This window comes from Clostridium sp. 1001270J_160509_D11 (genome assembly GCF_015667935.1).
Taxonomy (GTDB): domain Bacteria; phylum Bacillota; class Clostridia; order Peptostreptococcales; family Peptostreptococcaceae; genus Intestinibacter.
The window spans coordinates 1-21810 of sequence record NZ_JADPET010000003.1 but is presented as its reverse complement, the minus strand read 5'-3'; the positions used below and the strand labels follow the sequence as shown (position 1 = coordinate 21810).

The window sequence follows — 21810 nt, the reverse complement described above, 5'->3', positions numbered from 1 at the left end:
AATTAAGCCTCCTCAATTCTTATAGTTATATCATCTAAATTTGTAAAGTTTTCAAGTTCTTCTTTTTTAAGAACAACTTGTTCCATCTCTCCTGGTGCCATAACTCTACGTTTTTTGTGCCCAACTCTTTCATCATTAAAGTAAGTTGATATATAGGCATTTTTAAATACATTCCCTACTCTAAAACGTACAGTTAATTCATCATCCATATTCTCTACGTTTATAGTTTTTGGAACTGTGTATCTAACTCCATCAACTGCTTTTATCTCTATTGTTTTTTTAGATTCTTTCTTTCCTTGAAGTATATATTTAGCTGCATTTTTACCTGCTGTTGCTGCCTCTTGTGAAACAAAGTCAACTAAATCATGAACATGTAACACATTACCACAAGCAAACACACCATCAACACTAGCTTCTAAGCTTTCATTTACACATGGTCCATTTGTTATAGGGTTTATTTCTACTCCTATTTCACGAGATAATTCATTTTCTGGTATAAGTCCACAAGATAATAATAATGTATCACAAGAATAGAATTCTTCTGTTCCTTCAACTGGTTTTCCATCTTTAACTTCTGCAATAGTTATTCCTTCTACTCTTTCTCTACCTTTTATATCTACTACTGTATGGCTTAATTTTAGAGGAATATCATTGTCATCTAGGCATTGTACGATATTTCTCTTTAATCCACCTGAATAAGGCATAAGTTCTGCAACTACTTTAACATCTGCTCCTTCTAATGTCATTCTTCTAGCCATTATTAGTCCTATATCCCCAGAACCTAGTATTACTACTTCTCGTCCTGGAAGAAATCCTTCGATATTTACTAATCTTTGTGCTGTTCCTGCTGAATAAATACCTGCTGGTCTGTATCCAGGTATGTTTAATGCACCTCTTGGTCTTTCTCTACATCCCATTGCAAGAATTACTGATTTTGCATCTATTGTAAATAATCCTTCTTCTCTATTCATTGCTGTTACTGTTTTATTGCTATCTATATCCATAACCATAGTGTTTAATTTATACTCTATGTTTAGTTCTTTCGCTCTTTGAATAAATCTATCTGCATATTCTGGTCCTGTTAGTTCTTCTTTAAAAGTATGAAGTCCAAAACCATTGTGAATACATTGATTTAATATTCCCCCTAATTCGTTATCTCTTTCTAATATTAATATTGAATCTATTTTATTTTCTTTTGCTGCTATTGCTGCTGCAAGCCCTGCTGGTCCTCCACCAACTACTACAAGATCATAATTTTTCATCCTCATTCACCCCTTATATTGAATCTTTAACTAAACCAAGTACCATATTTGACTCTCCACCGGCCTTTGTTATATCAAACATAGAAATACTCAACTCTCTTTCTAATATTTCCATAGTCTTTGGTGAACAGAATCCTGCTTGGCAACGTCCCATCCCTGCTCTAGTTCTTCTTTTTACTCCGTCTAATGATTTTGCACCTAAAGGTCTACGTATTGCATCTATAATTTCACCTTCTGTAATCATTTCACATCTACAAATTATATTTCCATATGCAGGTTGTTCTTTTATTAATTGGTTTCTTTCTTCTAAACTCAATGTATTTGGGTCAAGTATTCCTTTTCTAGTTCCTACAAAATTAGGGTTTTCTTCTAAGTTTAATTTTTCTTTTAATATATCTGCTACCATTTTTCCTATTGCTGGAGAACTTGTCAATCCTGGTGATTCTATTCCAGCGCAATCTATAAATCCTTTTGCATCCTCAAGCTCTTTTATTATAAATTCATGGTTATCTTCATGAGCTCTAAGCCCTGAGAATGATGTTATTACTTGTCGCATAGGAATATTTTTAACATTCATTGATGATTTTCCTATAACTGTATCTAATCCTTCTCTAGTTGTATTAACTCCTTCCTTATCATCTATATCAGTTGATGTAGGCCCTACTATTAAGTTTCCATGAGCTGTTGGAGAAACTAATACACCTTTTCCCATTTTTCCTGGAAGCGCGAATATTGTTCTTGAAACATGATTTCCTGCAGTCTTATCTAATAAGCAATATTCACCTTTTCTTGCTGTTATATTTATTTTATTTTGGCTTACCATATTGTGGAACTTGTCTGCATAAACTCCTGCTGCATTAACTATATATTTTGTTTTTATATCCCCTTGATTTGTTTTAATTATAAATCCACCATCTATCTTTTCTATATCCTGAGCTTCTGTATTAAATCTAAATTCTATACCGTTTGTATTTGCATTTTCTGCAAGTGCTATATTAAGACCAAAAGGACATACAATACCACCAGTAGGAGCATACAATGCAGCGTAAACATCGTCTGTTATATTAGGTTCTAATTCTAAAACTTCTTCTTTATTTAATATTTTTAATTCTTTAACTCCATTTCTTATCCCTCTGTCATATAACTCTTTTAACTTTGGCATATCTTCTTCTGATAGGCAAATTACTAAAGATCCATTCTTTTTAAACGGAAAATCTAATTCTTTAGATAACTCCTCCATCATTAAATTTCCTTCTACATTTAGTTTTGCCATTAATGAACCTTCTGGAGCATCGAATCCAGCATGAACAATCCCACTATTTGCTTTTGATGTTCCTGAACACACATCTTCTGTTTTTTCTATAACACAAGCATTTACTTTATATCTTGATAATTCTCTTGCTGATGCACTCCCTGAAACACCAGCTCCTATTATTACTACATCATACATATAATCCATTCTCCTTTTTAAATATTAATTTTCGTATGTATTAAAAAAGCCAAGAAAATTAAAACCTACGTTAATAGGCTTTTAATTTCCTTGACTTTATCTCTATTCTCTAGTCTTAATATTTAATTTTACATTTGAATACGTTTTCTTTATTCTTATAAACTAGATGAGCAACTTTTGTATAAGCTACAAAAGTTCCTCACTTATATAATACTTTAAATTAATTTTTATTACAATAAAATTGTAACATTTTTCCATGATATCTTTTTAACAGTGTTATTCTACCATGGAATTGCTCCATATACTAATACAGCTATGATGGCACCAACTATTGGTCCTAATAATGGAACTATTGCATATCCCCAACCAGAGTCGCATTTACCTTCGATTGGTAATAATGCATGTGCAAGTCTTGGTCCGATATCACGAGCTGGGTTGATAGCATATCCTGTTAAACCACCTAATGACATACCTACTGAAACGATTATACCAAATACAAATATGTTACCTAGTCCTATATCTCCTGCTCCTGCTACATTACTGATACCTTTAATTGCAAATACTAAAATAAAAGTCCCTATAATTTCGCTTAAGAAGTTTAAAGGTTTGTCTTCTATTGATGGTGCTGTACAGAATACCCCCCTTTTTGTTGGGCCGTCTTCTGTTGCATCAAATTGACCTTTAAATAATACATATACTAAGCAAGCACCTAAAAATGCTCCTGCAAATTGAGCAATTATATATCCTGGAACTACTGACCAAGAAATTGTGCCATCTAAAGCTAGTGCTATTGTTAATGCTGGATTAAAGTGAGCGCCTGATGCTGCACCAAAAATATATGCGGGAATCATAACTGCAAGCCCCCAACCTAATGTTATTTGGATAGGTCCTGCACCTTTCATACCTGATTTATTTAGGTTTACATTGGCAACAACTCCACACCCTAAAATTATAAGAATCATAGTACCTAAAAATTCTGCTATATATGCTAACATAACATATTCCCCCTTCTTATTTTAACTCATATTATTTAATTTTAATTCTTATCATTGGTATTTTTTAAATTTCGTAAGTATTTCTATGCTTCTGAAGTTGCTTCTTCATCTTCTTTAGCCCATCCAAATGAGCATTTAACTGCTTTGTTCCATCCTTTGATTTTTTCTTCTCTATCTTCTCCATCCATAGCTGGAGTAAACACTTTATCTATTGCCCAGTTTTTAATTACGTCTTCTTTACTACCCCAGTATCCTACTGCTAAACCTGCTAAATATGCAGCACCCATAGCTGTAGTTTCTACACAACAAGGTCTTTTAACTGGTGCATTTATTATATCTGATTGGAATTGCATTAAGAAATCATTGGCACTAGCACCACCATCTACTTTAAGTGCAGCTAAGTCAATTCCTGAGTCAGCTTTCATAGCTTGTAATACATCATTTACTTGATAAGCTAATGATTCTAATGTAGCTCTTATTATATGGTATTTGTTAACTCCACGAGTTAAACCTACTATTGTTCCTCTTGCATATTGATCCCAATGAGGCGCACCTAAACCTGTAAATGCAGGTACTACGTAGCAACCATTAGTATCTTTAACTTTTTTAGCCATATATTCTGAATCTGGAGCAGAATCTATTATTCTAAGTTCATCTCTTAACCATTGTATAGATGCCCCTGCAACGAATATAGAACCTTCTAAAGCATAATTAACTTTTCCATCTAAGCCCCATGCTATAGTTGTTACTAATCCATTTTTAGAATAAACTGGAGTTTCTCCTGTATTCATCAACATAAAGCATCCAGTTCCATATGTATTTTTTGCTTCACCTGGATTAAAGCAAGTTTGACCGAATAATGCTGCTTGTTGGTCTCCTGCTGCCCCTGCAATAGGTATTTCTTTACCAAAGAATGACGCATCACTATATCCATATATACAGCTTGATGGTTTTGGTTCTGGTAACATGCATTCTGGTATGTTTAATTCTTCTAATATTTCTTTATCCCAAGTTAGATCTTTTATGTTAAATAATAATGTACGAGATGCATTAGAGTAATCTGTTACATGAGATTTACCTTTAGTTAATTTCCATATTAACCAAGTTTCAACAGTACCAAATAATAATTCTCCTTTTTCAGCTCTTTCTCTTACGCCTTCAACATTATCTAGTATCCATTTTAATTTTGTTCCTGAGAAATATGCGTCTATTATAAGACCTGTTTTTTCTCTAAATTTATCTGTTAATCCTTTATCTTTTAAAGTATCACAGTATTCTGAAGTTCTTCTACACTGCCAAACTATTGCGTGATATACTGGTTCTCCTGTATTTTTGTCCCAAACTACAGTTGTTTCCCTTTGATTTGTTATACCTATAGCTGCTATATCATCTGCACCTATTCCCAATTTAGCCATAGCTTCAACAGCTACACCTAATTGAGATGACCATATTTCATTTGCATCATGTTCAACCCAACCTGGTTTTGGAAAGTATTGAGTAAATTCTTTTTGTGCTACACTGCACATTTCTCCTTTTTCATTAAAAATAATACATCTGTTACTAGTTGTACCTGCATCAAGCGCCATTACATATTTAGACATATTCAAAATCCTCCTTCTAAACCTTATACATTATAAATAAAAATATATATAATTATATAGACTAGTTGTACTTAAATAGTCATATATAATATCCCTAAATTAATGTCTGTCCTCATACCTTTGTGCCTCTTTGATATTCTACTACATTTTCCAAGTGTCCTGATTTGTTGAAGATACACATACAGCTCCTGATGAAAGTGCATCCATTATATCTTCTTTGTCTGTGATTAATCCCCCAGCAATAAGTGGACATTTTATTTGTTTTGAAATTCTTTTTATTATTTTTGGCATTACTCCTGGCAAAATTTCTATTATATCTGGATTTACGTTGTTTTGCGATTTAAAAACGTTTTCCAAAGCCATAGAATCGATTAAGAAAAATCTTAAAACTGTGTATAATGATAATTCTTTTGCCCTTTTAATTAAATTAGGCTTCGTAGTTATTATTCCATCTGCTTTAGTGTTTTTCTTTATAAAATCAACAGATATATCTTTTGCACTTAACCCCACAATTAAATCAATATGTACCATTGCAACTTTATTATTTTCTTTAATTTCGTCTACTATTTGTGCTATATTACAGACGTCACCAAATAAAATAAATATGATTCTTATTGAATCTATTTTTACAGCCTTATGTAATCCATCCATATCTTTTACTGCTGCTATTATTGGATTGCTTTCTATTTCATTATAAAATCTAATATCCATTTAAAACTCCCTCTGTATACTACTTATTTCTTAATTTAGATACTAATTAGTATTACTAAAATACCCCCTAAATTCATATGTCAATAAAAAGAGCAATACTAAGTAAAGACAGGTCTGCCTTTTTTAATATCGCTCCCAACATCTCACATGTAATATTTACCATTTATACTTAAATAGTATCACATCAATTTGCATGACACAACATTTGATATTTTTTTAACGCCACTTTTTTTGATAAATATATTTTTAATAGTTTTTAGTATACAAAGTCAACCGTTATAGTGTTTTTTTATCCATTATACTTACTTTTTAGAAGTTCTATTTCTCTAGCATATCCATCTAGTTCATTAGGTGTTTCTAATAAAAATGGTAGATGTTTTAATGCATCGTGATTTATAATTCTAACTATAGCATCAAGCCCAATTTGACCTTCACCAATTCTAGCATGTCTATCTTTATGACTACCACAAGAATTTAAACTATCATTTAGATGTATTGCTTTTAATCTATCTAATCCTATAAGATTATCAAATCTTTCTAGTACTCCATCTAAGTCATTTACTATATCATATCCTGCATCAAATACATGGCATGTATCCAAGCATACACCTAGTTTTTCATCTAATTCTACTCCATCTATTATAGCTTTTAATTCTTCAAAATTACGCCCTACTTCCGTTCCTTTTCCTGACATAGTTTCAAGAAGAACTGTTGTTGTTTGTTCTTTTGTAAGTGCTTGATTTAACATATCTGTTATATATTTTATACCTACATCTGCTCCTTGTTTAACATGACTTCCTGGGTGGAAATTATATAAGTTGTTTGGAGTTAGTTCTAATCTTTTTAAATCATCTATAAATGTATTTACTGCAAACTCCCTTTTACTTTCATCCGCTGCACAAGCATTTAAAGTATATGGCGCATGTGCTAATAATTGAACAAAATTATTTTCTTTTGCTAAATTTAAAAATTTATTTATATCATTTTGATCTAATTGTTTTGCTTTTCCTCCTCTTGGATTTCTTGTAAAAAATTGAAACGTATTTGCATCTATTGTTAGGGCTTCTTTTCCCATATTTTCAAATCCTTTTGAGACTGATAAATGACATCCTATATTTAACATAAATTTAATTTCAATAGATTTTTGTTAATTTTACAACAATCCATTGATATCCTCCTCTACTATTTATATATATCTTATTTAATTTAATATTTTTATTAAAATTTGATTTCTTTTACTTATTAACTTTATTTTTTTGTACTGATATACCTTCTAGATCTAAAAGCCTTTCCTTTAAATCTAATCCACCTGCATATCCTACTAATTTTTTATTTGCTCCTATAACTCTGTGACATGGAATTATTATAGGAATTGGATTTTTATTATTAGCCATACCTACAGCTCTACATGCCTTTTCATTTCCAATAGAAATGGCTATATCTTTATAAGACCTAGTTTCGCCATAAGGTATTTCAGTTAATGCCTTCCATACTTTTATCTGAAACTCTGTCCCATTTGGATGAAGGGGCAAATCAAATACCTTTCTTTGACCATCTAGATATTCTCTTATTTGAGTGTAAGCCAGTTTGGTTAAATCACTTTCTTCTATAATTACGTCGTCTCTAGATATATTTTCTGATTCAAAATATAAATTTGTTATATTTTGGCTATTATCTCTTATACCTAGTCTTCCTAACTCCGTATCATAAAAAAATAATTTATCCATTCAAATCCCTCCTCTTTATTCTACCCATTATTTCTTAAATTGTAACAAAATTATTGTCCTGTGTTCATTTTCTATATTTATTTATTATATATTTTGATACAAAATAAATCACCACATAATATTTTTACAAAACAAAAATTCGCTTCACTCATATCGCCAACGAATCAGAGATTCCGTTGATTTAGTTGATAGGTTGGAAATTATATATTTTCCACAAACCAAATAATATATAATTTCCTTAAAAATAAAAAAGCAACTACTAAGTTGCTTTTTATTTATAAATATCTTTCCTTAACAAATCCTATACTTGTTCACTATTTTCATTTTCTTGTTTCAACAACGGATTATAATATCTTCCCTTTTTCCTTGTACCTTTTCCATATTGTATTGCTTCTTGAGGACATCTACAGATACACGCCATACACTTTGTGCAGTGTTGTGACCACATTGGTCTTCCTTTATACAATTCTATATTTTTATATGGGCAAACTTTAACACAAAGGCCACATGAGTTACATTTGCTATCAACATTAAACTTTGATGTTCCCATACAGCAAATATAAAATAATCTTTTTACTATATATGTTTTAAAATAATCCATTATGGTGTATTTATCTTTATCAAATGCATGCAGTTGTCTATCTTTAATCTGTTCATTTATCCTAACTATGCTTTTTTGAGCTTCTTCTAATTTTCTATTTCTTAAAAGAGTTGAATCCAAATCAAACATAGTTATAAAATTCTCTGGCATTTTTATAAATGTTGTATAGTATATTTCCATCTTTTTATCTTTAAACATATTATCTAAGTACTTTGACATACATCCTGTATCAGTACCACAAGTATATACAGAAAATAGGTAATGTTGTCTATATCCATTAAATTTTACTTTTTTTATAAAATTTTCAACTATTTGGGGTGGTGCCCATGAATATGTGGGAAATACAAATCCTATTTTTTCTTTTCTTCCTAAATCGTAAACATATTCTTCTTGATTTTTTTGCATTTCTCTAGCTATATCTATCAACATCTCATTTTGATATTTACCTAATTCTTTAGCTACCCATAAAGAATTTCCGGTCCCCGAGTAATAAAATATCATATGTCTATTCCCCCTAACCTGTAAAGTATCCTCTACTCCTATAAGTGAAACTTCTCTATTCATTGTTCTAAAATTTTTAAACTATAATTTTATATAATATAATTGCCTAAATTTATTATAGCATATATACTTTTTTTCTCTCCTAATAATAATTATCATTTATTAGGATTAATTTAACATAAATTTAATAATCCCTTTTATTTTATTATAATAGAATTAATTAATTTTGATGTATAATAAATATAATCGATTATGTAATTAATTGAAAGGAGGCTCATTTGTCAAATATATTAAATTTAGATAAAATCCTACTTCTCTTTTGTGGAGAAGACATATTTACTGATTTAAATAATGATAATTACAATCAAACAGTTGATGTTAGATCCTCCGAAGAATTTAATTCTACAACTTTACTACAACATAATGTTCCTGTAATAAATATAGCACAACATCAACTACTACATAAACATCTATATCTAGCTGGAATTATCGTTTTTTATGGACTCTTTAAAAATAGGCAGTTTATAAAAAGAAAATTACTAGAGATATCTAATAATAAAAAATTAAGAATATTAATTGGATGTTCACAAGGTAGGTTACGCAGTCCTGCTGTTTGGTTGTATGCTAGATTTTTAGGAATTGATGCAAAAATTTTGCAATATGGAATTAAGCATTACGTTGAATAATATATTTTCATAAAAAAAATCTCAGGGGACTAGGAATCCTGAGATTTTTTTGGTTATACCCTAATGACTTTCTATAACCATTTTTTTACTATATATATTATAGCCTAAATTTATGAATTTTTATAGTAATATTTTGATATTACCTATATCAATATTTGGTTATTATCTTTTATAAAATAATATTCTTAAATAAATATCCTTTTGATGTTAAACTTTATATGTAATATGTTTATTGATGTTTCATTATACAATTTTTATTTTTACAAACTCTACAAACACCTGTACATTCGTCTACTAAATCTAGAGATTGTTCAAAAGCAAATTTGCTATTGTTTTTATTTCTTATTATAGGAATATCTTGTTTTTTAGCTTGAGTTTCTACTGATGCCATTAGTTTATGTGACACTGTTGAAGTAAATATAACTATTGCATCTGGACTTCCAATCGACCTCTTAACTTTTGACGACATATTTAAAACTACCTTAGCTTTATATCCCCTATTTTTCGCTAACTGTATATAGTCTCTTTTCATTCTTTCATTTCCACCAACTACTACTAAACTCATATTCGTTCCAACCCCTTTTATTTATTCTCGTTATCATTATGATAATTTAATTCTAGTTTATTTATTTCTATTTGTCAAACAAATGATATTGATTATCATTATAATATAATATTATATTATAATACCTTTTACAAAAAGTCAACCATAATTGATAATATTTATCAATTACACCTTAACTTCTATTATCTTGAAAGTAATTGAAATCAAAAAATTCACTTCGTTCATAGCGCCAACGAATCAAAGATTCCGTTGCTTAAAATTCACTTCGCTCATGGCGCCAACGAATCAAAGATTCCGTTGCTTAAGTTAATAGGTTGGAAATTATACATTATCCACAAACCAGATAATGTATAATTTCCTTAGAATTAAAAAAGACCGCATATTAAATATGCAGTCTTTTCATAATGCAAATTATACTAAGTATAGTTTGTATTATTCTTGTTCTTCTAATTCAACTTTTATGCTTAATTCTTCTAATTGACCGTCTTCTGGTAATCCTGGTGCATTAGTCATTGGGCATATAGCATTTTGGTTTTTAGGGAATGCTATTACCTCTCTTATGTTGTCAGCTCCTGTAAGTAACATCATAAGTCTGTCAAATCCGAATGCAAGACCAGCATGTGGTGGTACACCGTATTTGAATGCTTCTAATAAATATCCGAATTTCTCGTTAGCAGTTTCTTGGCTCATTCCTAATGCTTTGAACATCTTTTCTTGAACTTCTTCATCAGATATTCTCACACTACCTCCACCAAGCTCATATCCATTTAATACCATATCATAAGCTTTAGCTCTTAATTGAGTTTTATCTTCTTGGTCTAATTTATCTATATCTTCGTCTAATGGGCAAGTGAATGGATGGTGCATTGCTATCATTCTACCTGTTTCTTCATCTTCCTCGAATAGTGGGAATTCAGTTACCCATAATAAGTTATATTTGTTTTTGTCTATTAAGTCCATTTTTCTAGCAACTTCTAGTCTTAATTGACCTAATGCATCGTATACAACTTTGTTTTTGTCAGCTACGAATAATATTAAGTCTCCAGCTTTAGCGTCCATTCTGTCTAATATAGCTTTTATTTCTTCTTCTGTGAAGAATTTAGCTATTGGAGAGTCTATGCCTTCTTCAGTAACTTTTATCCAAGCTAAACCTTTAGCTTTATAAGTTTTAGCATGTTCTTCTAATTTTTTCATTCCTTTTTTAGAGAATGCATCTGCTCCACCGATTGCATTTATAGCTCTAACGCTTGAGTTAGCAGTATTAGCAGCTGATGAGAATACTCCAAATCCACAGTCTTTAACTAAATCTGATAAATCTGTAAGTTCCATAGCAAATCTAGTATCTGGTTTATCAGAACCAAATCTGTCCATAGCTTCTTTATAAGTCATTCTCTTAAGTGGTAATTCTATATCTATGTTGTGTATTTCTTTGAATATTTTTCCTATCATGTTTTCCATCATAGTCATAACATCATTTTCATCAACGAAAGACATTTCACAGTCTATTTGAGTGAATTCTGGTTGTCTATCCGCTCTTAAATCTTCATCTCTGAAACATTTAACTATTTGGAAGTATCTGTCCATACCACTTACCATTAATATTTGTTTGAATAATTGTGGTGATTGTGGTAAAGCGTAGAATTTACCTGGGTTAACTCTACTTGGTACAAGGTAATCTCTAGCACCTTCTGGACTTGGTTTTATTAAGAAAGGTGTTTCTATTTCTAAGAAGTTGTTTTCAGATAAGTATTGTCTTACTATTTGAGCAACTCTACTTCTCATTATTAAGTTATTTTGCATAGAAGGCTTTCTTAAGTCTAAGTATCTATATTTTAATCTTTTATCTTCAGATACGTTGTCGTCATCTTTTATATATATTGGTGGAGTTTGAGATTTGCTAAGAACTCTAAGTTCTGTAGCTGATATTTCTATATCTCCAGTAGCCATGTTAGGGTTTTTAGCTTGTCTTTCACGAACTATACCTTTTACAGCTATAACATATTCTGAACCTAATTTTTCGGCTTTTTCAAATGCATCTTTACTTACGTCAGCATCGAATATTATTTGGCTTATTCCTCTTATATCTCTTAAGTCAACGAATACTAATCCGCCTAAGTTTCTTTTCTTTTGAACCCAACCATTTAGAATAACTTCTTCGCCAACATTGTCCATTCTAAGATCTCCACAATAGTGAGTTCTCTTTAATCCTTTTAATGTCTCCATGTTTTTCTCCTTTATCATTTACACACTAAAGGAGGACTACTATTTTGTGGTTAGCAAAAATATAAGCAGCCCCTCTAGTATTTTTCATATATTAGATTATAATCTTTTTTTAAGTTCGTCAACTAATTCGCTTAGTTTTATAGTTGTTTGTTCTGATGTTTTCATATTTTTAAGTGTTGCTGTATCGTTAGCTAACTCATCATCACCTATAACTACTGTGTATTTAGCGTTAAGTTTGTCAGAGTACTTAAATTGAGCTTTTAAACTCTTATCTAAGTGGTCATTGTCTGCACTTATGTGATTAGTTCTTAAATCTTTTATTAATTTAAAGCTCTTAGTCTTAGCTGCATCACCTATAGTTGCTATATATATATCAGTTGATTTTGGATTTTCGATTTCTATATTGTTATTTTCTAAAGTTAATAATAATCTTTCTGCTCCAAGAGCAAATCCTATACCGCTTATACCTTTAGGTCCACCAAGCATTTCAACTAGTCCGTCGTATCTACCTCCACCACAAACTGTACTTTGAGAACCGATGTCGTTAGATATAATTTCGAACGCTGTCTTTTTGTAGTAATCTAATCCCCTAACTATAGTTTTATCAACTACATAGTTTATATCCATTTCTTTTAAGTAAGTTTGTAATTTGTCAAAGTGATCCTTACAATCTTCACATAAGTGGTCTATCATGAAAGGTATGTCTTGTAAGTTTTCTTTACAGTGAGGGTTCTTACAGTCGATAACTCTCATTGGATTTTTATCTTTTCTTTCTAGACAAGTTTCACATAATACGTCTACTTTTTGGTCTAGATATTCTTTTAATTTTCTGTTGTATTCTTCTCTACATGTAGGACATCCTACAGAGTTTATATTAACAGATAAGTTGTTTAGTCCCATTTCATTGAAGAATTGAACTGCAAGACTTATAACTTCAGCATCTACTGATGGTCCATCACTTCCTAATACTTCTATACCAAATTGGTGGAATTGTCTTTGTCTACCTGCTTGTGGTCTTTCATATCTGAAGCATGGAGTTATGTAGTATAATTTTGTTGGTTGTGTATCAGCGTACATTTTGTTTTCTATAAATGATCTGATAACACCTGCAGTACCTTCAGGTTTTAAACTTAATTGTCTATCTCCTCTATCTGTGAAAGTATACATTTCTTTTTGAACTACGTCAGTTGTGTCCCCAACACTTCTAGAAAATACTTCTGTGTGTTCAAAGATAGGAGTTCTTATTTCTTCATATCCATATAATGCACAAATTTCTCTAAATTTCTTTTCTATATAATGCCATTTATAAACATCCTTTGGTGTTATATCTTTAGTTCCTCTAGGTGCTTTACTTAACATTTTTCTGTACCTCCTCATATTTTCTATTTATCATTTCGTCAACTCTATCAATATATTGTTCTAGATTTTTGACGTTTTCTACTCTTTCGATTCTGTTTTCATCTGTATATACAAATTTCGTGATTGAACCTGCCCCTAAGGCAATATTGCTTTGACGTTCTTCCATAATTTGAATATTATAGATACATTCGTATCCTTCTTTAGCATAACCTATATTTTCTAGATTTCCTAGCATATGTTTTTGTCTATACATGTAATATGGGTTAAGTCCCATTTTTTTAGCATATTTCATAGATAAATCTATCATTTTAGTCATTTCGTCAAATTGAGTTAATTCGTAATCATCTATGTTTTCTTTTAATTTAGATGTTCTTTTAACTGCTAGTGTATGGACTGTTAAACTTTCTGGAGAAAGTTTTTCTATTTGTTTTAGAGTGTTTTCTACCATTTCTAGATTTTCATCTACAAGCCCTAAAATTATGTCCATATTAATATTATCAAATCCTAGCTCTCTCGCCAACTGGAAACATTCAATTATATCATTTACACTGTGTTTTCTTCCTACTTTTTGTAGAGTTTCGTCATTCATAGTCTGTGGATTTATACTAATTCTGTCTACACCGTGTTTTTTAAGAACTTCAAGGATTTCTCTGTTTATTGTGTCTGGTCTTCCAGCTTCAACAGTGAATTCTTTTATTTTGCTTAAATCAAATTCTTTATATAATCCTTTTATTAGTGTGTCCATTTCTTCTGGTGATAAAGTTGTTGGAGTCCCTCCACCGATATATAATGTTTCTATTTCTTTATTATTATCTCTAAGAAGTTCTGCCACTCCTCTAGCTTCTTGAAGAAGTTTTTCTACATATAGTGGTTTTTTGCCACCAAATTTATCAACAGGATTTGCTGGGAATGAGCAATAATAACATCTTGTTGGACAGAAAGGAATCCCTACGTATAATGATACCTTATTTTCATCAATTGGGTAGATAAATTGTCGTTCTCTTTTTGCTATGTTTAATGCTAATTCTATTTTATCATCTTTTATATAATAATCTTCTTTTAACTTTTCTTTTATATATTCTTCGTCTTTTCCTTCGTCTAATAAAGCATGGACAATTTTTACAGGTCTTATTCCTGTAAGAATACCCCAAGGCACATTAGATTTAAATTTTTGTTCAAGTATTTTGAACATACTTCTTTTAATTGTTTCTTTTATTGTTTTTTTACGAGCTCTTTCATCTAAACCACTTAAGTCTCTGTGGTCTACATTGCTAAGTATTTCTTCGTAGTTTTCACAATAAACAGTTCTTGAAAAAACTTTATCTCCATGATAGAAAATGCTGTTTTCTATTACCATCATGCAGTCTCTCTCGTCTATAAATCTAAAATCAGAAGTGAATAATTTTATAAGTTCACTTACTTCATATTTATAATCATGTCCTTTTAGAACAACTCCTATCATTTTATGTCTCCTTTTTTATTTCTATTTTATTAAAAAATAAACCAGTACTGCCTTGATTAGCTAAAACAGTACTGGAAAAACTTAAATTTGTTGCATATATGGATTCATTCTTTTTTCTACTCCAATTGTAGATGTAGGTCCATGTCCTGGGTATATTACTGCATTATCATCGTATTTAGCTAATTTTCTTAAAGATTTCATCATTTGTTTGTAATCTCCGCCATAAAAATCAGTTCTTCCTATGCTTCCTGCAAATAAAGTATCCCCTGTGAATATGTGTTCTCCTACTTTTATGCACATTCCACCTTTTGTGTGACCTGGAGTGTGTATAATTTTTAATTTAAGGCTTCCAAGTTCTATAATATCACCTTCTTGAACATATTTATCCGCTTCAAATTCAACTAAAGGTCCTGGAAGTTGAGCACTTAAATTTTTATTTCTATCTATTAATACTTCTTCTTCATTTACATGAGCTATTACTTTAGCATTTGTTTTGCTTTTAATTTCTGGTACACGGCATATATGATCTCCATGTCCATGAGTTAATATTATATATTCTACAGTAAGTCCATGTTGCTTTATTTTATTGAATATATCTATAGTACTTCCACCTGGATCTATTATTGCACATTTTTTTGTTTTTTCATCTCCAATGATGTAAGTATTTTCATCCATAAATCTATCTACAACTTTTTCAATTATCATCAAAATCCCCTCCTAGAAAGCTTTTTTCGATTCTAATAAGATTGTTACTGGTCCATCATTTGTAAGTTCAACCATCATATGAGCACCAAATTCCCCTGTCCCTACAGTTATTCCTTGAGCTCTTAATTTTTCTACAAATTCTTCATATAAAGGATTTGCTACATCTGGTCTTGCTGCATCAGAAAAACTTGGTCTTCTTCCCTTTCTCGCATCTCCATAAAGTGTAAATTGAGATACTGCCATTACCTCTCCACCTATATCTTTTAAAGATAAGTTCATTTTATCATTTTCATCTTCGAATATTCTTAAGTTAGTTACCTTATCTACCATATAGTCTACGTCTTTAGAAGTATCGTCATGAGTTACCCCTAATAATACTAATAACCCTTTTTTAACTTCTCCAGTTACTCTCTCATCTACAGTAACTCTCGAACTCGCTACTCTTTGAACAACAGCTCTCATATCTGCCTCCCTAAATTTCAAATTATTTTATGAGTATATAAAATTCTGGGATTAATTTCTCATTCTTGAAACGTCGTCAACCCCTGGAATTGATTTTATTTTTTTCATAAGTTGTTTTAATTCTGATATATCGTTAACTTCGACTAATAAGCTGATATTTGCTGTGTTGTCTTTTAGGACTCTACAGTTTATACCGCTTATGCTTAGTTTTTCCATAGATACAACATGTATAATGTCATTTAAAAGACCTACTCTATCTACTGCGATGATTTTTACTTCTCCTTCAAATTTGCTCTTTTCAGGATTATTCCACTCAACTTCTACAAGTCTATTTTGTAGGAATTCATCGTCTAGTTTTATATTAGTACAGTCTCTTCTGTGGATTGCAACACCTCTACCTTTAGTGATATATCCTACTATATCATCACCTGGAAGTGGGTTACAACATTTTGCAAATCTTACAAGTATGTTGTCTAATCCTTTTACAGTTATACCGTTGTCTTTTTTCTTTCTTTTCTTAGCATATTCATGCTCATCAAAGTTTTTCTTAATTTTGTCTTCTTTTTCTTGCATTCTTTTTTCTTTTTCTTGTCGATTGACTTCTTTATTGTAGAAATCTCTGACTTTTGGCATAACTTGTGATGTTGCTATACCACCATATCCTATAGTTGCAATTAAATCTTCTAATGTTGGTTGATTGAATTTTTTTGCAACTTGATTTAAGAATTTTTGAATGCTTGAATTTTTGTATGGTATATTGTAACGTTTAAATTCTTTTTCTAATATATCAGTACCACGTTCGATATTTTCTTCTCTTCTTTCTTTTTTGAACCATTGTCTTATTCTATTTCTAGCAGTTGGTGTCTGTACTATATTTAGCCAGTCACGACTAGGTCCAGTTGAATTTGAAGATGTTATAACTTCAACAATTTCGCCGTTTTGTAATTTATAATTTATAGGAACAATTTTACCGTTTATTTTTGCACCAGTACACTTATTTCCTACGTTTGTATGCACTCTATAAGCAAAGTCAATTGGAGTTGAACCTGCTGGTAATTCGATTACATCTCCTTTTGGTGTAAATACATAAACTTGGCTATTAAATACATCGTCTTTTAATGCATCTAAAAACTCATGTGGGTCTTGGACGTCTTTTTCCCATTCCATCATTTGTCTTAGCCATTTTAATTTTTGTTCCATCTTAGCATCTTGGTTGCCTGTGATTCCCTCTTTATATTTCCAGTGGGCAGCTATACCGTTTTCAGCTATTTCATGCATTTCATGCGTTCTAATTTGTATCTCTACAGGTTCTCCATCAGGACCAATTACCGTTGTATGAAGAGATTGATAAAGATTTGGTTTTGGCATAGCAATATAATCTTTAAATCTACCTGGCATTGGAATCCACATTGTATGAACCATTCCTAAAACAGCATAACAATCTTTAACTGTATCGACAATTATTCTTACAGCAGTTAAATCATAAATTTCTTCGAACGTTTTATTTTTCTTTTTCATTTTTTTATAGATACTATAAAAATGTTTTGGTCTACCAGATACTTCGCAATTTATATCGACTTCTTTGAATTTTTCTTCTAATAAATGTACTATTTTATCTATGTATTCCTGCCTTTGACTTCTTTTCATTGTTATCTTATCAGAAAGTTCTCGATAACCTTCTGGATCGATATATTTTAAAGCTAAGTCTTCTAATTCCCATTTAATCTTTGAGATACCTATTCTATGAGCAATTCCACCATATATTTCTAGAGTTTCTTTAGCTTTATATTTAGCTTTTTCCTCTGGCATAAATTTAAGAGTTCTCATATTGTGAAGTCTATCAGCTAATTTAATTAATATAACCCTAATATCTTTAGCCATTGCTAAGAACATTTTTCTAAGGTTTTCAGCTTGAGACTCTTCTTTTGTTTGATACTTAATTTTACCTAATTTAGTTACTCCGTCTACTAAGTCGGCTATATCTTTTCCAAATAGTTCTGTAATGTCTTCATATGTGTAAGGTGTATCTTCTACGACATCGTGTAGTAGACCTGCTGCTATAACTTCCATATCTAGCTCTAAATCGGCTAAGATATTTGCAACAGCTATTGGATGAATTATATATGGCTCACCCGATTTTCTAAATACGCCTGCATGAGCAGATTTTGCTAATTCGTATGCTTTTATAACTGGTGTTACGTCGGCGTTAGGAGCGTATTTTTTAATTTTATCTAAAATTTCTTGTAATTCCTTGTCATACATATTACCACCTGATTATCCTATATTTTTATATATATGAAAATAGTTGGTATATACCAACTATTATTATTCTAGTATTTAATTAGAGCATTTACATGGCAGTCTTGTAATTTATCTCTACCATTTAAATCTTCTAATTCTATTAAGAATTGTGTTGAAACTACTTCTCCACCTAATTGTTCTATTAGTTTTATTGCTGCTTCAGTAGTTCCTCCTGTAGCTAGTAAATCGTCAACTATTGCTACTCTTTGACCTGGTTTTATTGCATCTTTGTGTATTTCTAATATGTTTGATCCATATTCTAAATCATACTCAAATCTTTCAACTTCTCCTGGTAATTTTCCTGGTTTTCTAACAGGTACAAACCCAACACCTAATGCATAAGCAACTGGAGTTCCTATTAAAAATCCTCTTGCTTCTGGCCCAACAACTATATCTACGTTTTTATCCTTTAAATCTTCTGCTATTTGATCAATAGTATATTTTAAAGCTTCTCCATCTTGTAATAAAGTTGTTATGTCTTTAAAACTAATTCCCTCTTTTGGGAAATCTTCAATAACCCTTACACATTTTTTTAAATCCATTTTAGATTCCTCCTAATAGCGTTCTAAGCAACTCTCTCTTAGATGTTTCATATTCGTAAGTATCAAACTTTCATCAAGATTAAATTTAGATACAGATTCTTCTGTAAAATCTATAATTAAATTATTGTTTTTATCGTTTATTTCATAATTTAATAAATTAAATTCTCTAAATACACTTAATATAGTAAATAATTTAAGTGGCATAATTCCAAATACAGCCTTTATCTTATTAAGTGTGATATCTATATGTTTATTTGTAATACAATATTTATATACAAATATAAATTCTTGTCTCGTAGGTACTATGTTTTCCATTATATTATTTAAATATAATTTACTTTTTTCGTCATAATACTTCATAATTTTACTATTTGTACCAATATTATCTAATAAATACAAATATTCTTGTTTATTATATAAAACATCGTAAAGAATAATACTATTATATATGTTTAAATCTAATTTATCAAGATTAGGAGAAAATATAAGTTTTATTTTATGTGTATTTTTAGATATTTTGCCAAATTCGACATCAAATTCTTCTTCTATAAGTGATAAGTCTGAATATGCTCTAAAAAATCCATTTAACGTATTACACATTACTAAAGTGTCTTCTTTGAAATACTCAAATATATTTATATTTTTTATATCATTACTTTTATTATAAAAATTATCTGATATTTCATTTTCTCCAAAATTATTCTCTTTTATTCTTTTATTTTCTAAATTGTAATCTATTTGGTATAAATTGTTCGTATCTTTTGGAACAATCTTTGAAAATAACTTAATAGAATTAAAATCCTTTATCGCAGATTTTGGATGTGCCATTCTTACATCTTTAAGTAAAAATTGTACTTTTCTATTGTTGTTATAGTTATTTTCATCAAGTTGGAACAATACATCTACCTTATCTCCTCTAGTAAAATCATCTGCTAAATAAGCCATATTAAATCCTATAGCCTCATAGACATGGTCTTTTTGAAGAGTTAATTTAAGGTGTTGTTTTGCTGCTCCAACAAACCCTATATTAGAAAGAAGTAAATCCCTCATTATAAATCTCGGTGTTGGATTACTCATTCCAAATGGCTCTAATAAATGAAGGTCATCTACTAATTTTAAATCTACTTGACCTTCTTGTAGCTCATATTCTACTTTTACATTTTCAATTAGATCTTCTTGGCTTAAATTGTAGTCAGCTATTTCATTTACTCTTTTTCTAAGTTCATCTATATTTTCCATATTCATAGAAAGTCCTGCTGCTTGTTCGTGTCCACCAAATTTAGTCATTAAGTCTTTGCATTTGACAAGTGCATCAAATATGCTAAATCCTTTTATTGATCTTGCAGACCCTGTCGCCATACCTTCTTCTATAGTCAATAAGATTGTTGGTTTATAATATTTTTCAGTTAATTTTGATGCTACTATTCCTATTATTCCATGTTGCCAACCTTCATTAGCTATAACTAAAACTTTATCATCTTGGTATGCCGGGTCGCTATTTATAATCGCCTCAGCCTCACTATACATCTTGCTTTCTATTAACTGTCTTTCACTGTTTTTTTCTTCTAAATCAAGCGCTATTTCTTTTGCTTTTTTAGGGTCATCTGCTGTGAAAAGCTCTACTCCTAAGTAAGAATATCCTAGACGACCTGATGCATTTATTCTAGGCCCTACAGAATATCCTATGTGTGATGATTTTATTTGGTGAGTGTCTATGCCACATACTTTTATAAGCTCTTTTAAACCTATATTTTTACCATCTTTCATAATTTTAAGACCATTTTTTACAATTATTCTATTTTCATCTTTTAATGGCACTATGTCGCATATTGTAGCCAATGTCACAATTTCTAGATAATTGTACATAGTTGTCTTAAATTCTTCTGGTGGTGTTAAAGCTTGTATTAATTTAAATGCTACTCCACATCCACATAAAAAATCATATGGATAAGTACAGTCTTCTTGTTTGGGATTTATTACTGCGATTGCGTCTGGCACTTCATCTTGGCATTCATGGTGGTCAGTAATTATAACATCCATTCCAAGTTCTTTCGCAAATTCTACTTCTTTTGCTGATGTAATCCCACAGTCAACACTTATTAATAAATCGCATCCCATTTCATTGATTTTTTCTAATGCTTCAACACTAATTCCATAACCTTCTTTTAATCTATTTGGTATGTAATAATTAACATCATATCCTATCGACTTAAAATATAAAACTAATACAGAAGTTGACGATACGCCGTCCACGTCGTAATCTCCATAAATAAATATTCGTTGATTTTTTTCGATAGCTTCTTTTATTCTATCTACACCTTTTTGCATATCTTTCATCAAAAATGGGTCTCTTAAATAATCTAAAGATGGATTCATGAATATTTCCGCATCTTTTTCTGTTATTATGTCTCTATTTTTTAATATTTGGCTTATTTCCGGGGAAATACCAATTTTTTCACTCATTTTATCTTGTTCTATTTTCCCGAAATGTCTCAAAGTCCATTTCTTTTTATAAAGCATATAATCACCTCCTGATTTATATAAATCACATTTTTATTTTTCCAATTTATCCATTTATTATAAAAACTCTCTAAACTTTTATTACGTTAATTTCTTCCATAGATTTATTACTTATTTTATATATTCTGTTTTATATT

The 21810-nt window shown here is 30.3% G+C and carries 18 protein-coding genes; 1 reads left to right on the top strand and 17 read right to left on the bottom strand.

The window, feature by feature from the left end:
- Nucleotides 1–2 precede the first annotated feature (2 nt).
- The 8 genes from I4U58_RS00800 to I4U58_RS00765 all read right to left on the bottom strand — a co-directional run bounded on the left by I4U58_RS00800 (nucleotide 3) and on the right by I4U58_RS00765 (nucleotide 8848).
- The gene (locus I4U58_RS00800) at nucleotides 3–1262 is read right to left on the bottom strand and encodes an FAD-dependent oxidoreductase (protein WP_195928986.1); all 1260 of its coding nucleotides are present in this window, start codon (nucleotides 1260–1262) and stop codon (nucleotides 3–5) included.
- A 13-nt stretch (nucleotides 1263–1275) separates the two neighbouring features.
- Complete coding sequence (locus I4U58_RS00795; protein WP_195928984.1) at nucleotides 1276–2712, bottom strand: NAD(P)/FAD-dependent oxidoreductase; 1437 nt, start codon at nucleotides 2710–2712, stop codon at nucleotides 1276–1278.
- Between the two features lie 281 nt (nucleotides 2713–2993).
- Complete coding sequence (locus I4U58_RS00790) at nucleotides 2994–3707, bottom strand: MIP/aquaporin family protein (protein WP_195928982.1); 714 nt, start codon at nucleotides 3705–3707, stop codon at nucleotides 2994–2996.
- A gap of 83 nt (nucleotides 3708–3790) precedes the next feature.
- Complete coding sequence (gene glpK, locus I4U58_RS00785) at nucleotides 3791–5308, bottom strand: glycerol kinase GlpK (protein ID WP_195928980.1); 1518 nt, start codon at nucleotides 5306–5308, stop codon at nucleotides 3791–3793.
- A gap of 141 nt (nucleotides 5309–5449) precedes the next feature.
- The gene (locus tag I4U58_RS00780; protein WP_195928978.1) at nucleotides 5450–6019 is read right to left on the bottom strand and encodes a glycerol-3-phosphate responsive antiterminator; all 570 of its coding nucleotides are present in this window, start codon (nucleotides 6017–6019) and stop codon (nucleotides 5450–5452) included.
- A gap of 289 nt (nucleotides 6020–6308) precedes the next feature.
- The gene (locus I4U58_RS00775) at nucleotides 6309–7142 is read right to left on the bottom strand and encodes a deoxyribonuclease IV (protein WP_195928976.1); all 834 of its coding nucleotides are present in this window, start codon (nucleotides 7140–7142) and stop codon (nucleotides 6309–6311) included.
- Nucleotides 7143–7254: 112 nt separating this feature from the next.
- A complete protein-coding gene (locus tag I4U58_RS00770) occupies nucleotides 7255–7746 on the bottom strand; it encodes a methylated-DNA--[protein]-cysteine S-methyltransferase (protein ID WP_195928974.1) in 492 nt (163 codons plus the stop codon).
- A gap of 301 nt (nucleotides 7747–8047) precedes the next feature.
- Nucleotides 8048–8848 carry an EFR1 family ferrodoxin gene (locus I4U58_RS00765; RefSeq protein ID WP_195928972.1) on the bottom strand — a complete coding sequence of 267 codons (801 nt, stop codon included), beginning with the start codon at nucleotides 8846–8848 and terminating at the stop codon, nucleotides 8048–8050.
- 278 nt (nucleotides 8849–9126) lie between these two features.
- On the opposite strand from I4U58_RS00765, the gene I4U58_RS00760 reads away from it, so the two are divergent.
- Nucleotides 9127–9534 carry a hypothetical protein gene (locus I4U58_RS00760; protein ID WP_195928970.1) on the top strand — a complete coding sequence of 136 codons (408 nt, stop codon included), beginning with the start codon at nucleotides 9127–9129 and terminating at the stop codon, nucleotides 9532–9534.
- A 229-nt stretch (nucleotides 9535–9763) separates the two neighbouring features.
- Here the strand turns inward: I4U58_RS00760 and I4U58_RS00755 are convergent, their stop codons facing one another.
- The 9 genes from I4U58_RS00755 to recJ form a co-directional block, all read right to left on the bottom strand.
- Nucleotides 9764–10099: a DUF2325 domain-containing protein gene (locus I4U58_RS00755; protein WP_195928968.1), complete on the bottom strand. Its 336-nt coding sequence runs from the start codon at nucleotides 10097–10099 to the stop codon at nucleotides 9764–9766.
- Between the two features lie 432 nt (nucleotides 10100–10531).
- Nucleotides 10532–12322: an aspartate--tRNA ligase gene (aspS, locus tag I4U58_RS00750; RefSeq protein WP_195928966.1), complete on the bottom strand. Its 1791-nt coding sequence runs from the start codon at nucleotides 12320–12322 to the stop codon at nucleotides 10532–10534.
- Nucleotides 12323–12418: 96 nt separating this feature from the next.
- Nucleotides 12419–13681 carry a histidine--tRNA ligase gene (gene hisS / locus I4U58_RS00745; protein WP_195928964.1) on the bottom strand — a complete coding sequence of 421 codons (1263 nt, stop codon included), beginning with the start codon at nucleotides 13679–13681 and terminating at the stop codon, nucleotides 12419–12421.
- Nucleotides 13671–15143 (bottom strand): coproporphyrinogen dehydrogenase HemZ, encoded by a 1473-nt coding sequence (hemZ, locus tag I4U58_RS00740; protein WP_195928962.1) that lies wholly within the window; start codon nucleotides 15141–15143, stop codon nucleotides 13671–13673. Before hemZ ends, hisS begins: the two co-directional genes overlap by 11 nt.
- An 81-nt stretch (nucleotides 15144–15224) precedes the next feature.
- Complete coding sequence (locus tag I4U58_RS00735; protein ID WP_195928960.1) at nucleotides 15225–15848, bottom strand: MBL fold metallo-hydrolase; 624 nt, start codon at nucleotides 15846–15848, stop codon at nucleotides 15225–15227.
- A gap of 12 nt (nucleotides 15849–15860) precedes the next feature.
- Complete coding sequence (dtd, locus tag I4U58_RS00730; protein ID WP_195928958.1) at nucleotides 15861–16310, bottom strand: D-aminoacyl-tRNA deacylase; 450 nt, start codon at nucleotides 16308–16310, stop codon at nucleotides 15861–15863.
- Nucleotides 16311–16361: 51 nt separating this feature from the next.
- A complete protein-coding gene (locus tag I4U58_RS00725) occupies nucleotides 16362–18572 on the bottom strand; it encodes a bifunctional (p)ppGpp synthetase/guanosine-3',5'-bis(diphosphate) 3'-pyrophosphohydrolase (protein ID WP_195928956.1) in 2211 nt (736 codons plus the stop codon).
- Nucleotides 18573–18640: 68 nt separating this feature from the next.
- Nucleotides 18641–19153 (bottom strand): adenine phosphoribosyltransferase, encoded by a 513-nt coding sequence (locus I4U58_RS00720; protein WP_195928954.1) that lies wholly within the window; start codon nucleotides 19151–19153, stop codon nucleotides 18641–18643.
- A gap of 12 nt (nucleotides 19154–19165) precedes the next feature.
- The gene (gene recJ / locus I4U58_RS00715; protein WP_195928952.1) at nucleotides 19166–21673 is read right to left on the bottom strand and encodes a single-stranded-DNA-specific exonuclease RecJ; all 2508 of its coding nucleotides are present in this window, start codon (nucleotides 21671–21673) and stop codon (nucleotides 19166–19168) included.
- Between the last annotated feature and the right edge of the window lie 137 nt (nucleotides 21674–21810).

Bases quoted from the DNA above. Each gene is read 5' to 3' on its own strand.
- I4U58_RS00800 (WP_195928986.1), bottom strand. From the start codon at position 1,262: ATGAAAAATTATGATCTTGTAGTAGTTGGTGGAGGACCAGCAGGGCTT.
- I4U58_RS00795 (WP_195928984.1), bottom strand. From the start codon at position 2,712: ATGTATGATGTAGTAATAATAGGAGCTGGTGTTTCAGGGAGTGCATCA.
- I4U58_RS00790 (WP_195928982.1), bottom strand. From the start codon at position 3,707: ATGTTAGCATATATAGCAGAATTTTTAGGTACTATGATTCTTATAATT.
- glpK (WP_195928980.1), bottom strand. From the start codon at position 5,308: ATGTCTAAATATGTAATGGCGCTTGATGCAGGTACAACTAGTAACAGA.
- I4U58_RS00780 (WP_195928978.1), bottom strand. From the start codon at position 6,019: ATGGATATTAGATTTTATAATGAAATAGAAAGCAATCCAATAATAGCA.
- I4U58_RS00775 (WP_195928976.1), bottom strand. From the start codon at position 7,142: ATGTTAAATATAGGATGTCATTTATCAGTCTCAAAAGGATTTGAAAAT.
- I4U58_RS00770 (WP_195928974.1), bottom strand. From the start codon at position 7,746: ATGGATAAATTATTTTTTTATGATACGGAGTTAGGAAGACTAGGTATA.
- I4U58_RS00765 (WP_195928972.1), bottom strand. From the start codon at position 8,848: ATGATATTTTATTACTCGGGGACCGGAAATTCTTTATGGGTAGCTAAA.
- I4U58_RS00755 (WP_195928968.1), bottom strand. From the start codon at position 10,099: ATGAGTTTAGTAGTAGTTGGTGGAAATGAAAGAATGAAAAGAGACTAT.
- aspS (WP_195928966.1), bottom strand. From the start codon at position 12,322: ATGGAGACATTAAAAGGATTAAAGAGAACTCACTATTGTGGAGATCTT.
- hisS (WP_195928964.1), bottom strand. From the start codon at position 13,681: ATGTTAAGTAAAGCACCTAGAGGAACTAAAGATATAACACCAAAGGAT.
- hemZ (WP_195928962.1), bottom strand. From the start codon at position 15,143: ATGATAGGAGTTGTTCTAAAAGGACATGATTATAAATATGAAGTAAGT.
- I4U58_RS00735 (WP_195928960.1), bottom strand. From the start codon at position 15,848: ATGATAATTGAAAAAGTTGTAGATAGATTTATGGATGAAAATACTTAC.
- dtd (WP_195928958.1), bottom strand. From the start codon at position 16,310: ATGAGAGCTGTTGTTCAAAGAGTAGCGAGTTCGAGAGTTACTGTAGAT.
- I4U58_RS00725 (WP_195928956.1), bottom strand. From the start codon at position 18,572: ATGTATGACAAGGAATTACAAGAAATTTTAGATAAAATTAAAAAATAC.
- I4U58_RS00720 (WP_195928954.1), bottom strand. From the start codon at position 19,153: ATGGATTTAAAAAAATGTGTAAGGGTTATTGAAGATTTCCCAAAAGAG.
- recJ (WP_195928952.1), bottom strand. From the start codon at position 21,673: ATGCTTTATAAAAAGAAATGGACTTTGAGACATTTCGGGAAAATAGAA.